A 15246-nucleotide genomic window follows, 5' to 3' on the forward strand; every position below is an offset into this window, starting at 1 on the left:
AAATGAAATAAACCGACTAACTAATTTGTTAGTCGGTATCTCTGTGGCTGACGCTCCATAGTTTTTAGCAAGTTACAAATGACGCACCGATGATAATTAATAAAATAAACAATACAACGATTAACGCAAATCCTCCGCCACACCCGTAGCCTCCGCCGTAGTAAGGTGAATATCCCTTCATGTAGATTGCCTCCTTCACTAAACTTTTAGAAATCACAATAAAGTATATGTAAGGTTCACAATCCTTGTTACATAGGCATTTGTCTATATTTCTAGAGTAATTAAATAGTTGATTATACATAAACTGTTTTTATAGTGCTAAAATTAATGGGCAATCAATCATAAACTATTTTCGGAAAACCAGCCTTAAGAAATAAAAAGTCTTGAGAAAACATCTCTCAAGACTCTTTTACTTAATAAAAAAGTGATAATATATATGTCCAAATACAAACAAATGCTAGTAATCCAAAACTGTATTTTAACGTCATCTTTGTTAATGACGATTCATTACCTGTTTCACCTACTGCAGCTGTTGCGATTGCAATTGACTGAGGTGAAACTAGTTTTGCTATTACCCCACCTGCAGTATTTGCTGATACTAATAACGAAGGATTTGTACCTAAAATATTACCTGCTGAAACTTGGATTGGAGCAAATAAAGTATTATTATTTACGACAGAACCAGTCATAAATACCCCAATCCAACCTAAAATTGGAGATAAGAATGGAAATACCGCCCCAGTATGGGCAACTGCTTGACTTAAAGCACTTGTTAATCCTCCATATGTCATCAATTTCGCAATACTAATAATTGCACAAATCATTATGATCGGTATCCAAAATTCAGAAATTGTTTTTTTGAGAAGAGCTAAACCCTTCCCTATATTTATTGATTTTGATGAAAAAATTGTAACGAGTGCTGCCAGTAATATTGCAGTACCTGTTGCTCCGATTAGATCAATACTGACATTAATTGTTGAACCTGGAACAACGAATTTTATAACGGTTGAAGCTAATGCTCCACCTACAGCGAATAAACCTTTGAATGCTTTTAAGCTCCAAATTAATACGAAAATTGTTAGTAAATAAAATGGTGACCATGCTTTAATCACATCAGCCATTGAATATGATTCAATTTTAAATTTCTTCCCATTTAGTAAGAAAATATTTTTAGGTTGCCATTTTTTAAGAAATAATGCTAAAACACCCATTGTTAATAATGAAGGAATAATATCTGCTAACTCTGGACCTAATACGATTGTCATAATTGCCTGAGAAATTGTATAAGTAATAGACGTTACTAAAATTGCTGGTAAAATTTCTTTAATTCCTTTAAATCCATCGATTAACCAAATTAATAGAAATGGAATCGTAAAATTAATAATCGGTAATGTTAATGCTGTCATGATTGAAACTTTCATTGAAGTAACACCATGTAATCCAAATGTATCAATAATTCCCACTGGTATTCCAATAGCCCCAAACGCACCTGAAGCACCATTTGCAATTAAACATAGCATAGCTGCTTGTAATGGTTTAAAACCGATCGAAACTAATAATACTGCACAAATAGCAATCGGTACTCCAAATCCTGCTGCTCCTTCAAGAAATGCGTTAAAACAAAATCCAATCAATAAAAACTGGATTCGTTGATCACTAGAAATACCTACTATACTGCTACGTAAAATATCAAACTTTCCAGACTCTACTGTTATTTTATATAACCAAACAGCCATTACAATAATATAACCAATTGGCCATAATCCTTGAATAGTTCCCTGGGTGACACTTCCGATTGACTCACCAATTGGTAATTTAAAAATCGTAATTACAATTATAAACATAATGCCAAGGTTTAATAACGCTGCATAGATTCCTTTCATTTTTAATACGGTTAAGCATAAAAGAAATAAAAGAATCGGTATAGCCGCAACTAGTGCTGAAATTGCAAGATTATCAAATGGATTAAAACTATCTACTAACATTTGGTTTTCTCCTTTGTTCAGTTTCTTTTGCTTTTATGTTTCAAAATCTAGCTTCGAACCTACCCATTTTGTTCAATAACTTCACAAATATTATTTTTTTACTATTCCCTTATAAAATAATTAATATTATTTCTACATATATTCCTATTTGTGAAACATTTCACAAATAGCATCAAAAAAATAAATAATTTTACTAATTCCCACTTTTAATTTGTGAAGTAATTAACAAACATAATTTTATACTAAGTATTAGTACATAACAATAAACGATTATTTCCATTTATGGGAAAACTAGGTAAATTTTATTTTCGTTTTTTGCTCTACTCTTATCTTGACTATTTCTTTCCATTTATCAAATCAATCATTAGATAGATGAACTTAAAAATGAACCCTGGAAAAAATAAACTACACTGATCTTTTCTAAGAACAGATAGACAATTAAGCAATTTTACTCTATCATCAGTAAAAAATAGTAAGTAAAAGATTGATTTTGAACTACAAAAAAAGAGAAAGAATGTTTATCCTTCTCTTTTTACACGGTATCTAGTGGTTTTGATTTTAGGTACTTAGTGGATTATTGATTAAAAGAAATTACTTTATACGTATCAGATGTGTATTCTAAGATTGTTATACTAGCGTTTTTTATTTCTAATTCAATATTAAATTCTTCTGAAAACTTTTTTACAATATTGCGAATTATATTCCCATGAGTGACAATTAATACGTTCTCATCGTTATTTTTATTTTCGATAATTAGTTCATTTAGACCTTTTTCAATGCGATTCCATAGCTCAGAATAACTCTCAGCATGATGGTATGGATCAGACTCTTTGATAAAATTTGTAATATCTTCTAAAGACCGATTTCTTAATAGTTCTCTAAAGGAAGAATAGCCGTGATCATTTGCGACTTTCCCTAAGGCTACTGCAGAGAATTCTCCCTCAAAACTACCAAAAAAGGACTCGCGGAATGCTTTTGTTTTTCTAATTACAGGAGTATTGTAACTGTTTTGCTGTAAAATCAGTTCTGCTGTTTCAACAGTTCTACCTAAATCGCTAGTATAAACACGGTCAAACTGTATCTGTGACAACTTATTTCCACATTCTATCGCAACTAGTTTTCCTTCTTCTGTTAATGGACTATCGGCCCAGCCTTGCATTCTTTTATAACGATTTAAATAAGTTTCACCATGTCTAATTAAATATAAATGAATTCTATTTTTCATCTAATCACCCACATTGTGAATTTAAAAAACCTAATTAATACAAGTTAAATATTGATCTTTTTTTGCCAATATCTTTCCTAAATAGATTCCACTAGCCGCTGCTTGAGATAACGAATGAGTAACTCCAGAGCAATCTCCAATTACAAATAACCCATCTAAACTCGTTTGAAAGTTTGAATTGGTTTCGATCATCGGTGAATAAAACTTCCCATCTATTCCGTAGAGAAGTGTATCCTCATCAATTCTCTCTCCAATAAATTCTTCTAATTGATTCAAAAATCCTTGTAAAATATTCAAATATAAATTGGGAACTTCATTTTTAAGGTCACCGCAATCGGCATTTAATGTTGGTTTTATATTGTTTTTCTCCATTTTCACATTAGTTGTAGGCTCACCATTAAGTAAATCACCTAATCGTTGAACGACAATACGATCTGAACCATTATTTATTTTTCCGATAATATTATTAGCGTAAAGATTCGCTTCCTTAAGTGAAGGAAAATAGTTAGGAGTAAATAAAGTAAAATTTAAATTAGTTGTTCCTGATTCTTTTTCTTTAAAATTTTGTCCGTCGGGCATAACTAATCCTTCTTGAAACTTTCGAACGATTCTACCTTTAGGATTCATACAATAAGTCGTTGAAATCAATTCGTCATATTCAAAAGCAAGTTTCGTTTCGAATGTATCTTGTAAAATAGATCGAAGCTGTTGTTCTTTCATTTCAACTCTAATCCCTAGATCTAAACGAGTTCTTCCTTGTTTAACTCTAAGTGAAGTACACTGATCATTTAACCATTCAGTTCCGGACCTGCCTGTAGCAAATACTACATTTTTAGATTCGAATTTTCCTAAGTTGGTTTCCAAATAGAATCGATGATCCTTAGCTTTAATAGCTAGAGTATCTACTTCAAAGCGAATATCAATCCTACTAGCTAATTCGTTATAGAGTCGTTGGAATATTTCCGTAGAAAGACGCGTACCGAGATGTCTAACTTCTGTCGTTAACATATGTAACTTGCAATCTTTTGCTTTTTTAGCCAATTTTTCATTTACAGTTGAATATTTTTCTACCGAATCTCCCCCAAAAAGGCACAATAAATCGTCAACCTCTTTCATTAATAGTTCAAGATTTTCTCTACCTACCTTTTGAGCTAATTCTCCTCCAAAATCACATGAATAGTTAAATTTCCCTTCTGATTTACCAAGCCCTGCAAAGCCATAATATTTCCCACAAACATCGCAATTGCATAACCCGCCATTGTCTATTGCACAGGTTCTTTCCTTTAATGATTGTCCTTTTTCAAGAATCAATACTTTTTGATTTGATTCTAATAATGTATATGCTAAAAAAATACTACTTACACCCGAACCGATAATTGTAATATCATACATCTTATTCACCTACTTGAATTATTCACTTATTCTAATTGTACAATAGTAACGATACTTAAGTGAAATTCTTAAATAATAGTTGACAGAATTTATTAGAAAAAAAACACGCTTTAATTAGCGTGTTCAAGAATTTTTATTCTGATCTTTATTTTTAAATTCTAAAATGGCGATCACAAACATACCAAAGCTAATCATTAGTGATAAAACTTCGAAAGTAACTATACAAACCGCCTCCTTACTTTTAAGCCTTCCCGGAACTAAGTTTGTCCTATACATTCAAATTTTTTTAATTTTTAATTTTGAAGCATCCTTTAAAAATGTAATTAACATGCAAGATTAATCATTTTTGCAGTTAACCCAATTTCTTCCACAATCCTTTTAAGGGCTATTTTTTTGTTAAAAAATGGAACAATATGACCATAGGAGGAATGTAAATGGATCATTTCGAGGCTTTTTTGAATAGTAAAAATTGGATTGATAATGATTTAGATGCAAGGTATATAAATAGAAACCACCCTTATGCAATTTTAATTTCTGGAGATGAAGGACAAATTACGTTAAGAGGTAACACCGGTATTGATAATGGTCAAAACGGAGAAGAAATTTTCTCCTTTACATCATTAAAAGAGCTTCAAGAGTGGTTTGAAGATAATATCGGTGAATGAATAAGTTGTATTACTCATGCCAAAATCTTAAATTATTGGCTGAGTTTTTTTATTTTATACTTGTGATAGCGATGAAAAATCATTTACTCTAAACTTTTTGAAATTAAAAAATCAGTTATACATAAAGGATATTGAAGCATTTGCAACGAATAATTTTCTTTGGAGGTGTTGGATATGAACAATAAAATCAAAGAATCTAATTGTACTAATGAAGATTTGTATCTTGAGGTTATCAACGAAATGAAAGAAATCCAAATCCATTTGTTAGAAGAGATTAATCGGTTAAACAGCGAAGTTAATTTTTTAATATCCGTTGTGCTACCAACTATTGATCGAGATCGTTTAAATAATGATCAATTGGCCATGTTTGGAGAAATGGTGTTAAATAATAGAAGTTAAAGTCAGAGGAAAAATTAATCAATCTCAGACTGCAATCAAATCAAACTTTATTCTCGCTAATTACTTCTCTTTTACCTCTAATAAAATTAACCACTTAAAATCAGTTGTTAGATTGACGAATTAATCCTTATTACTCTTCATTCTTTTTTTGAGAAAACTTTACCATTATTTAATTGACACCAGTCCAAATCTGTTGTGTCACTGTATTTTTTGTTAAATTCATCGATCGAAAGAAATACTTCAATCTTACCTTTTTCAAGTTCTAAAAGAAGCGTATAAGGAGTTAAACCGTAAACATTCGAAACAGCAATTAGTTCACCTATATGAATTTTTTCTGAAAAATCAATTTTATCTTTCAAAATAATCACTCCTTTAGAATATTTTTTTATTCTGCCCTTAATTTTATTTATCATTTGTAATTCTCCCCAAAAGTAGACAGTAAAAAGGATATAACTGTCTGCTTTATGGGGAGTTTTTTATTGGGAAAATTTATTTTAAGTTAACGTCTATTTGACAGAGATCGGCCCATTTATCGTTACTTTATACCTGTTCATTCTTAATGCATTCCACCTATATGATGTAATGTCGCAACTGCAACTCCAAATATGCATGTACCTGATAGAAATAATGATGAAGTAATAATAAAAGTTTTAAGTTTAATATTTCGATTCTCTTCAATCTTTATTACATAATTACTATTGCATTTATCCAACTTTTTCTTTTTAACGGTAAGTAAGTTCATCTCTTCACCTCTTGATTTCTGTTGAACTAATTATAGATTTATGAACCAAAGCTCTAAAATAATTATAAAGTAAGGAAAATCAGAAGTTGTGAGTTATATCACAATGATAAGTATGATTCAGTCAGTTATTCTTTAATCAAACTGTTTTCATGTGTTTTTTTATCGCTTAATGCAAAAGATAAAATAAAATTTATTCCATAAAAGTGTAGGTGTTATCATGATTTCAAAAGGTATTACACAGCTAGTGTTACAAACATTCAATTTAGTAATCGGTTTTATGGTATGGGTCATTATTTCTTCTTTAATGCCTTTTATTCAAAATGATATTTCAATTGGCTCTAATCAACTTGCATTGGTGACTGCAGTTCCAGTCATTTTGGGATCATTACTGAGGGTTCCTATTGGTTATTGGACAAATCGTTATGGTGCAAAAAAATTATTTTTTATTAGCTTGATTATTCTCATCTTACCCATCTATTACATCAGTGTTGCAAATTCTGTGACGGATTTGATTATAGGCGGCTTATTTATAGGAATTGGCGGCGCAATCTTTTCAGTTGGAGTTACTTCATTACCAAAATATTACCCTAAAGAGCGTCACGGTTTTATAAATGGTATTTATGGGGCAGGTAATATAGGGACTGCCGTTACTTCTTTTACGGCACCAGTTTTAGCAAGCTCCATCGGATGGAGAAATACTGTAAAATTATTTATTATTTTACTTGTTTTATTTGCAATTTTGACATTTTTCTTTGGAGATAAAAATGAGAAAAAAGTTACAACTTCCCTATCTCAACAAATTAAAGGGGTTTATCGAAATTATAAGCTTTGGTTATTGTGTTTATTTTACTTTATAACATTTGGGGCTTTTGTGGCCTTTACGGTATATTTACCTTCATTTCTAGTAAACCATTTTCATCTAGAAAAAGTGGATGCCGGTTTTCGTACAGCCGGTTTTATCGTATTAGCGACTGTACTTCGACCTATTGGTGGATGGCTTGGAGATAAATTAAATCCATTTATGATCTTACTATTCGTTTTCAGTGGTTTAACTTTTTCTGGATTCTTACTCTCATTTACATTATCATTACCTATTTATACATTTGGTTGTCTTTTAGTAGCGTTTTGTGCTGGGCTTGGAAATGGAACAATTTTTAAGCTTGTTCCATTGTATTTCTCAAAACAAGCTGGAATTGTAAATGGAATCGTTGCTGCAATGGGTGGGATTGGTGGTTTTTTCCCACCGCTAGTATTAACAACTCTTTATAATTTGACTGGACATAATGCGATTGGTTTTATGGCCCTTTCTGAATTTTCTTTAGCAAGTTTAATATGTGTAATTTGGTTATTTTACCAAGATAAATTGTCAATATCTGAGCGTATTATAGATGGCACTGTTGAAGGAATCATGTTAACAGATTTAAAAGGAGTTATTCAAAAAGTAAATCCAGCATTTTCTAAAGTAACAGGATACTCTAACGGGGAAATTGTTGGACAAACACCAGCTGTTCTTCAATCAGGTAAACATGATCCTTCTTTTTATAACAAAATGTGGGAGGATATAAGAGCAAATGGCTTTTGGCAAGGAGAAATATGGAATAAACGTAAAAATCGGGATGTTTATTTAGAATTACTTACAATTTCTGCGATTAAGGACGATAATGATAATGTGACGAACTATGTTGGTATGTTTAATGAATTAAACCCCACTAATAAAAAAGTTTAAAATTGAGAGAGTAAATTGAAAAATGGGCTTGTCAACAACGCTAATTTTGGGTTGATTTCTACTAAAACCTGTCATGAGTATGGAACTTTCTAATTTTTGCTGTTTACTTCCTCATGTACCTGTTATAAGGAAGTATCTTTCTACTTTTCGCTAGTTTACTTCCTCATTACCTGTTATGCGGAAGCACCTTTCTATTTTTCTGTGGTCTACTTCCTCTTGAACAATTCATGAGGAAGTTTCTTTCTATTTTCCGCTGGTTTACTTCCTCATGAACCTGTTATGAGGAAGTATCTTTCTGTTTTTCGCTAGTTTACTTCCTCATGAACCTGTTATGAGGAAGTTTCTTTCTATTTTTCACTGGTTTACTTCCTCATGAACCTGTCATGTGGAAGTATCTTTCTGTTTTTCGCTAGTTTACTTCCTCATGAACCTGTTATGAGGAAGTTTCTTTCTATTTTTCACTGGTTTACTTCCTCATGAACCTGTCATGTGGAAGTATCTTTCTGTTTTCCGCTGGTTTACTTCCTCATGAACCTGTTATTAGGAAGTTTCTTTCTATTTTTCACTGGTTTACTTCCTCATGAACCTGTCATGAGAAAGTATCTTTCTATTTTCCGCTGGTTTACTTCCTCATGAACCTGTTATGAGGAAGTTTCTTTCTATTTTCCGCTGGTTTACTTCCTCATGAACCTGTTATGAGGAAGTTTCTTTCTATTTTCCGCTGGTTTACTTCCTCATGTACCTGTTATGAGGAAGTTTCTTTCTGTTTTTCGCTAGTTTACTTCCTCATGTACCTGTTATGAGGAAGTTTCTTTCTATTTTTCACGGGTTTACTTCCTCATGTACCTGTTATGAGGAAGTTTCTTTCTGTTTTTCGCTAGTTTACTTCCTCATGTACCTGTTATGAGGAAGTTTCTTTCTATTTTTCACGGGTTTACTTCCTCATGTACCTGTTATGAGGAAGTTTCTTTCTGTTTTTCGCTAGTTTACTTCCTCATGTACCTGTTATGAGGAAGTTTCTTTCTATTTTTCACGGGTTTACTTCCTCATTAACCTGTCATAAGGAAGTTTCTTTCTGTTTTTCGCTAGTTTACTTCCTCATGAACCTGTTATGAGTATGAGCCTTTAAAAATTTTTGCTTAAATAATATATACTTGACTTTTGTTGTTCTATATTGACTAGGTTTTATTTCAACACTCTGAAAAAAGAACAGATCCATTACAGATCTGTTCTTTTTCGTTAGTTAATTTTAATAGTTATTACTCTGAAACGATGTCTTGTCTATGCTCAGATATTTTTCGAATGACCCGTTCCATATGCTCTTCTTCAATCTCGTGATTTTTCATAGCATTTTGTAAATGGTTAATAATTGAGTCAAAGTGTGCATGTTCAGTGTTTATATTTTGATGTGCATTGGCAATTGTTCTGCCAGAATATTGATTAGGTCCTCCAAATGCATAACTAAGGAAATTAGTTTGATGTTCTCTTTGTTTTTCCATGTCGATATTCTTAAAAAAATGGCTTACTGATTCATCATTCATTACATTTTTATAAAAATCATCTACCATTTGGCCAATCTTTTCTTTTCCACCAATGTGCTCATATAAATTGTTTTGAGACTCCATATCACTAATCTCCTTTATTCATGACTAACCTCATCCGTTTTTCGGAAAAAGATATATGTAATTATTGAACAAACAAATACAAATCCCGTTGCTAAAAAATAATAAAATAATTCGTGATAATGCCCGGCCAAAAATTCTTCTACCATGTATTGGATTAGAATAATTTGTACTGCAAGCAGTGCCATGAATATCCACCAAGCCATCCTCATATTAATGTTCTCCACCTTTCGTTCCAACTGCATATAAACCATCTTTTCTTTTTTCTAAAAGAATTGAGGGTAATGGACGTTGAGGCGGACCTGATAATACAGCCCCATCGTAAACAGAAAAAAATCCATTATGACATGGACATGCCATTTTATTTGTGGATTTATCATAATATACTGGACATTGAAGATGGGTACATTTAATATGGTATGCTCTGTATTCATCTTCAGAAATTCGAATAAGTAAAGCAGGATCATTTTCATTATCATAAGAAAATGGTTTACTATCACCAATGTTTAATTCTTCGATCCCTGCAATTTTCATCGTTTTTTGAGAAGACTTTTCATCCTTTTTTAAAGCGTGGCCTACCAAAGGAATCGATGATAGAAACATTGTACCGATTAAACCTAAGCTAGCTCCAATAAATCCTCTTCGATTCATATCTAACTCTTTATCTCTACGAATATTAAATGTAAGTTTTTGCAAAAAATGATCAAATTTCTTCATCTTCATTCACCTTGTGTATCATAATAGCCATATTTATTCGTTTTCGTATCAGGAATCCCAATAACTGTTCTAGTCTGAATTAATGTTCCACCAAAATTCCATTCATACTGTACTGGCTTAGTCGAATTTTTCTTAATTTCTTCTTCATCTTTAAATTGTATTGTATCTGTAGGACATACACTTACGCACATAGGAGGACGTCCCTTTGATGTACGGTCATAACATAAATCACATTTATACATCAGTTTCTTTGCGTCATCCACTCGAGGTATGCCAAATGGGCAAGCATAAGTACAGTTTTTACAACCAATACATTTTTCGTGTGACGCAGAAAGTACCGTACCATCAGCAGTTAAACTAATCGCTTGTACAGGACATGATTCAGCACAAGCTGGCGTGTAACAGTGCATGCATGGTGTTGGAGAAGTTGCTACTGTCTCACCAGGCATTAATTCGTCGACAAACATTCTAGATAAATGGTCATGTCCACTGCATTCTTCACAACCAATCATACATGCACGACATCCGATACATCTTTCAAAGTCAATATATAATACTTTAGTCATTGTGCACTCCTTTGATCTAATTTCTCAATTCGTATTGCACAAACCTTAAACTCAGGTATTTTTGATTTTGGGTCCAATGCTGGATTTGTTACGTGATTTATTGCCATTGTTTTGCCCCAATGATAAGGAACAAAAAAAGTATCTGGTCTAATAATTTTCGTTATTTTAGCTGGAACAGTTAATTCCCCTCTTCTGCTTACGAGTTTCACTGGTTCTCCATTATTAATGTTTAATTTTCTAGCCGTTTCAGGATTTATTTCAACATATGGTTCTGGACAAAACTTAGATAATGCCTCAATTCTTCTCGTTTGATTTCCGCTTAAATAATGGTACACAACTCGGCCCGTCGTTAAGATATAAGGAAATTCTTCGTCAGGTTTCTCATTTGGACCTTTGTATTCAATTGCATGTAATTTAGCTTTTCCATCTGGAAATCCAAATTTCAAGTCCTCAAACATTCTAGGTGTACCTTCATGTTCTTTTGAGGGACATGGCCAAAATACACCATTCATCTTTTCGAGTTTTTCATAAGTAATACCATAATAATCTGATTTCCCGCCGCGACTTGCTATACGCAATTCGTTAAATATATCCTCTGAAGAATTATATTTAAAATATTTACCTCTACCTAATCGATCTGCAATTTCACAAATGATTTCCCAGTCCCTTTTTGCATTTCCTGGTGTATGATCGATTCCTTTTAAAAGAACTACGCGGCCTTCAACATTCGTAGTTGTTCCAGTGTCTTCTAACCAAACGGTTGAAGGTAAAACAACATCTGCAAGCTCTGCTGACTCAGATAAAAAAATATCGATTGCGACAAAGAAGTCTAGCTTCTCTAAATATTTTTTTACATCTCCTACTGTAGGTGCGGATACCATTGGGTTACTACAAACTAAAAGGAGTCCTTTTACTTCTTCCCCTAATGACTTAAGTAATTCAAAGGCTGACATACCTGGCCCGGGTATTTCTGATTCATCAACACCCCAAACTCCTGCAATATATTTTCTTGCTTCGGGGTCTGTAATCTTTCGATACCCTGGTAATTGATCTGCTTTTTGACCGTGTTCACGTCCACCTTGACCGTTTCCTTGACCTGTAAATGTAGCAAATCCTGATCCTTTTCTTCCTATTTTTCCAGTTAAAAGGCATAGATTCACATAATTTGAAACAGTATCGGTACCGTTCGAATGTTGCTCAATTCCTCTTGCAAACATAACCATGCCATTTTTCGCTTGCCCGAAAAGCTTTGCTGCCTCTATGATTTTTTCAGTAGAAACACCTGTTATTTTCGAAACCTTTTCAGGAGTAAAGGACTCAGTTAAAGACTTTAATTCTTCAAAACCATTAACATGATTTTGAATAAAATTTTCATCAATCATATTGTCTTTAATTAAGAGATGAATGAGTCCATTAACAAGTGCTACATCTGTACCGGGTCTTACATCTAAATGTACATCTGAAACGAGGGCTGTTTTCGTTTGTCTAGGATCTACTACAATTAATTTTGCACCCCGATCTCTTGCACCCCAAATATATGGCATTGATAGTGGATGACATTCTGCTGTATTTGATCCAGCAATAAGTAACACATCTGCTGATTTAATATCAGACCACGGATTTGTAGATCCTCGATCGATACCAACGCTTTGGTTAAAACCAACCGCTGCAGCAGACATACAATATCTACCGTTGTAGTCAATGTTTTTTGTGCCAAGTCCGATTCTAGCGAATTTCCCCATTAAATAACATTTTTCATTCGTCATTGAAGAACCACTATAAATTCCAAAAGCATCTTTTCCATATTTCCCTTGGATTTCTTGGATTTTGCTAACAATTAAGTCGATTGCTTCTTCCCAAGTAGATTCTACTAACTCTCCATTTTTTCGAATCAATGGATTTACGATTCGATCGCCATGTTCAGCTTGACGATAAGCTGAAACTCCTTTAGGACAAAGTCGACCACCGTTCATCGGAAAATCATATCTTGGCTCAACTCCAATAACTTTTTTTGTTTCTTTTTCGACCCGAATATTCATCCCACATTGCATACCACAAAAACAACAATGTGTAGCAATATTTTCTTCTCCTTCTCTAAGAATCGGTTCGTATTCTCTTTGAGAGTATTCAGCATTTTGTGGATGGCCCATCATTTTTCACTTCCTTCTTGACTCATTGTTAAGCCGTTTTGGCCATTTGGCATAACCAATACATTAGCTTCTCCAAATTGTATAGGTGATCCAAAAGCCGCTAACCGATGTGTGACTCTACGACACTCGGAACATAAATCAGACATATGAAAATTTGAATTGTCGATTGGTACTGAAAGTCGTCTTTTGCTTAACGCAAGTTGTACGTCCTTAATTTGTGTTCCTGTAGCATACTCCCTACCACATCTAGAACAAGGTTTTTGTTCCTCTAGAGAATGATAAGCAGGAATCACAACAGCTAAGAAACGTAGAGGAAGATGCCAAAATTTCCCAAACGGAAAATATAATAAAAAAATGATGACTGAAATTTGGTGAGCTAGTCCTATTCCAACATAAAAAGTTCCCTTCATGAAATAAGCAGATACAGTAAGTAGCGATCCCGTTACTGAAATAGCGATCAATAATAGTAACGGAAAGAAATCGTATACTTTTGATTGCTCTACTAATTTTTTCTCTTCCCGATATCTACGGTTCATCGCCATGAGACAACCAATTATCACTGCAATACCTGCCCAATTAAGCCCATGGTAAATTAAAAAAGCTAACGTTGAATCCACAGGCATTTTAAAAACAGGAATTCCAAACATTACAACCTGATATGTACGAGAACTAACTAATTCGAAATGCAGCCATCCAAAAACTAATGAGAATGTAATCGCAAATGAAATCATTACTCCCCATGAAATTGACATATGCTGAATCCAACGATACCAAGAACGATGTGAAATAAACTTCTGAACCCCGATATTTTTAAATAATGTTCCAAATAAAAACTTCCATCCCCTAGGACTTAAAAACATTTTTATTCCTTGTTGCCATAAACGACGAGTTGGTGGTCTCATTGTCCAAGCTGTAATTCGAATCGTCATTAATAAAAAACATAAAACGCTTGCCCACAAATATCCATACAATGCCATATCAAAAAAACCAAATGCTTCAGAACCGATATAGACTGATAGAAATAAGAGAACTAAGACAATGAAGGCATTTCTTGCTGCTTTCGATGCAAAAGCACCAGATGAAATCGTATAAGCTTGGTACTCCCTTGAATCATTTTCCATTTTTTCCACTCCATGACTATTTTTAATATGCATATTCTTCCAATAAACGATAAAAATATTCCACGATTACTAAATTTTGCTATAAATTAATCATTACTTGTTAATACTTATGAGGTTGTAAGAACGTTAAATTTCAGAAAGGAGTTGAAAAAATTGCCTACTACTTACTTATCTATTGTTAGTGGAAAAGGTGGGGTTGGTAAGTCTACTGTTGCAGCAAACTTAGCTGTATCATTAGCAAATCAAGGGAAAAAAGTTGGTTTAATTGATGCGGACATATATGGATTTAGTATCCCTAGTATTATGGAAGTAAGAACGGAACCACAAACAATTAATGAAAGAATTCAGCCGATCGAAAAACTCGGTGTAAAACTTATGTCTTCTGGTTTTTTACGTACTGACAATCAGCCTATTATTATGCGAGGACCTATGCTTGGTAGAGTCATTAAAACTTTTTTTCAGGAAGTTGATTGGGGAGATACAGATTATCTATTATTTGATTTACCTCCTGGAACTGGTGACATACCTTTGGATTTAAATGATTTGGTCAAAGATTTAAAAGAAATTGTTGTGACCACTCCACATGAAACAGCTTCAGAAGTTGCATTCAGAGCAGGTGCTATGACATCAAGAACTGGCAACAAAATTTTAGGAATCGTGGAAAATATGGCCTATATTCAATGCTCTGATTGTCACAATCAAATTAATCTCTTTGGTGAAAACGGCGGGGACCGTCTAGCTCAGAGCTTGGCAAGCCAAGTTCTTGTACAATTCCCCGTGCAAAGACCAGACGCTAATTCCCCAGCATTAGGAATTTACCATACTGATTCATTAATGGGGAAAAAATACAATGAATTAGCACATGCAGTCATCAAACTGACTTCTTAGAAATAATAGTACAAGTTGTAAGATATTATATAACTTGTACTATTATTT

The 15246-nt window shown here is 33.2% G+C and carries 17 protein-coding genes; 4 read left to right on the forward strand and 13 right to left on the reverse strand.

The features are described from left to right. Positions 1-64: 64 nt before the first annotated feature. The 5 genes from ACSBO6_RS11830 to ACSBO6_RS11850 all read right to left on the reverse strand — a co-directional run bounded on the left by ACSBO6_RS11830 (position 65) and on the right by ACSBO6_RS11850 (position 4878). Positions 65-181, reverse strand: a complete 117-nt coding sequence (locus ACSBO6_RS11830; RefSeq protein WP_098843744.1) for a YjcZ family sporulation protein — start codon at positions 179-181, stop codon at positions 65-67. A gap of 232 nt (positions 182-413) precedes the next feature. Then, positions 414-1985: an L-lactate permease gene (locus tag ACSBO6_RS11835; protein ID WP_498843413.1), complete on the reverse strand. Its 1572-nt coding sequence runs from the start codon at positions 1983-1985 to the stop codon at positions 414-416. A gap of 574 nt (positions 1986-2559) precedes the next feature. After that, positions 2560-3210, reverse strand: a complete 651-nt coding sequence (locus ACSBO6_RS11840) for a histidine phosphatase family protein (protein WP_498843414.1) — start codon at positions 3208-3210, stop codon at positions 2560-2562. 30 nt (positions 3211-3240) lie between these two features. Further along, positions 3241-4602, reverse strand: a complete 1362-nt coding sequence (locus ACSBO6_RS11845) for an NAD(P)/FAD-dependent oxidoreductase (RefSeq protein ID WP_498843415.1) — start codon at positions 4600-4602, stop codon at positions 3241-3243. Between the two features lie 123 nt (positions 4603-4725). Beyond that, positions 4726-4878, reverse strand: coding sequence for a putative holin-like toxin (locus ACSBO6_RS11850; protein WP_353616056.1), 153 nt, complete (start codon positions 4876-4878; stop codon positions 4726-4728). Between the two features lie 158 nt (positions 4879-5036). Between ACSBO6_RS11850 and ACSBO6_RS11855 the strand changes: the two genes are divergently transcribed. Both ACSBO6_RS11855 and ACSBO6_RS11860 read left to right on the forward strand, forming a co-directional pair. Beyond that, positions 5037-5267 carry a hypothetical protein gene (locus ACSBO6_RS11855; RefSeq protein WP_098843740.1) on the forward strand — a complete coding sequence of 77 codons (231 nt, stop codon included), beginning with the start codon at positions 5037-5039 and terminating at the stop codon, positions 5265-5267. 174 nt (positions 5268-5441) lie between these two features. Beyond that, positions 5442-5666, forward strand: a complete 225-nt coding sequence (locus ACSBO6_RS11860) for a hypothetical protein (protein ID WP_498843416.1) — start codon at positions 5442-5444, stop codon at positions 5664-5666. Positions 5667-5803: 137 nt separating this feature from the next. Here the strand turns inward: ACSBO6_RS11860 and ACSBO6_RS11865 are convergent, their stop codons facing one another. Both ACSBO6_RS11865 and ACSBO6_RS11870 read right to left on the reverse strand, forming a co-directional pair. After that, the gene (locus ACSBO6_RS11865; protein WP_498843417.1) at positions 5804-6079 is read right to left on the reverse strand and encodes a hypothetical protein; all 276 of its coding nucleotides are present in this window, start codon (positions 6077-6079) and stop codon (positions 5804-5806) included. 143 nt (positions 6080-6222) lie between these two features. After that, on the reverse strand, positions 6223-6408 hold the full coding sequence (locus tag ACSBO6_RS11870; protein WP_098843738.1) for a hypothetical protein: 186 nt from the start codon (positions 6406-6408) through the stop codon (positions 6223-6225). 217 nt (positions 6409-6625) lie between these two features. Between ACSBO6_RS11870 and ACSBO6_RS11875 the strand changes: the two genes are divergently transcribed. After that, a complete protein-coding gene (locus ACSBO6_RS11875; protein ID WP_098843737.1) occupies positions 6626-8134 on the forward strand; it encodes a nitrate/nitrite transporter in 1509 nt (502 codons plus the stop codon). A 1259-nt stretch (positions 8135-9393) separates the two neighbouring features. On the opposite strand, the gene ACSBO6_RS11880 is transcribed toward ACSBO6_RS11875, so the two are convergent. From ACSBO6_RS11880 to ACSBO6_RS11905, 6 genes are read right to left on the reverse strand one after another with little or no spacing between them, the layout of a single operon-like run. Continuing rightward, positions 9394-9759: a group I truncated hemoglobin gene (locus ACSBO6_RS11880; RefSeq protein ID WP_498843418.1), complete on the reverse strand. Its 366-nt coding sequence runs from the start codon at positions 9757-9759 to the stop codon at positions 9394-9396. A 14-nt stretch (positions 9760-9773) separates the two neighbouring features. Continuing rightward, complete coding sequence (locus ACSBO6_RS11885; RefSeq protein ID WP_498843419.1) at positions 9774-9968, reverse strand: hypothetical protein; 195 nt, start codon at positions 9966-9968, stop codon at positions 9774-9776. 1 nt (position 9969) lies between these two features. Continuing rightward, positions 9970-10473, reverse strand: coding sequence for a QcrA and Rieske domain-containing protein (locus ACSBO6_RS11890; protein ID WP_180232757.1), 504 nt, complete (start codon positions 10471-10473; stop codon positions 9970-9972). Positions 10474-10475: 2 nt separating this feature from the next. Beyond that, positions 10476-11039, reverse strand: coding sequence for a 4Fe-4S dicluster domain-containing protein (locus ACSBO6_RS11895; protein WP_098843733.1), 564 nt, complete (start codon positions 11037-11039; stop codon positions 10476-10478). Beyond that, complete coding sequence (gene fdhF / locus ACSBO6_RS11900) at positions 11036-13192, reverse strand: formate dehydrogenase subunit alpha (RefSeq protein WP_098843732.1); 2157 nt, start codon at positions 13190-13192, stop codon at positions 11036-11038. Before fdhF ends, ACSBO6_RS11895 begins: the two co-directional genes overlap by 4 nt. Next, positions 13189-14310: an MFS transporter gene (locus ACSBO6_RS11905; RefSeq protein ID WP_498843420.1), complete on the reverse strand. Its 1122-nt coding sequence runs from the start codon at positions 14308-14310 to the stop codon at positions 13189-13191. The genes fdhF and ACSBO6_RS11905 overlap by 4 nt, the downstream gene beginning before the upstream one ends. A gap of 153 nt (positions 14311-14463) precedes the next feature. Between ACSBO6_RS11905 and ACSBO6_RS11910 the strand changes: the two genes are divergently transcribed. Then, entirely contained in the window at positions 14464-15198 is a 735-nt protein-coding gene (locus ACSBO6_RS11910; RefSeq protein ID WP_498843421.1) for a P-loop NTPase, read from the forward strand. Positions 15199-15246 lie beyond the last annotated feature (48 nt).

The organism is Bacillus sp. AL-1R (assembly GCF_052180195.1).
Lineage (GTDB): Bacteria > Bacillota > Bacilli > Bacillales > Bacillaceae_G > Gottfriedia.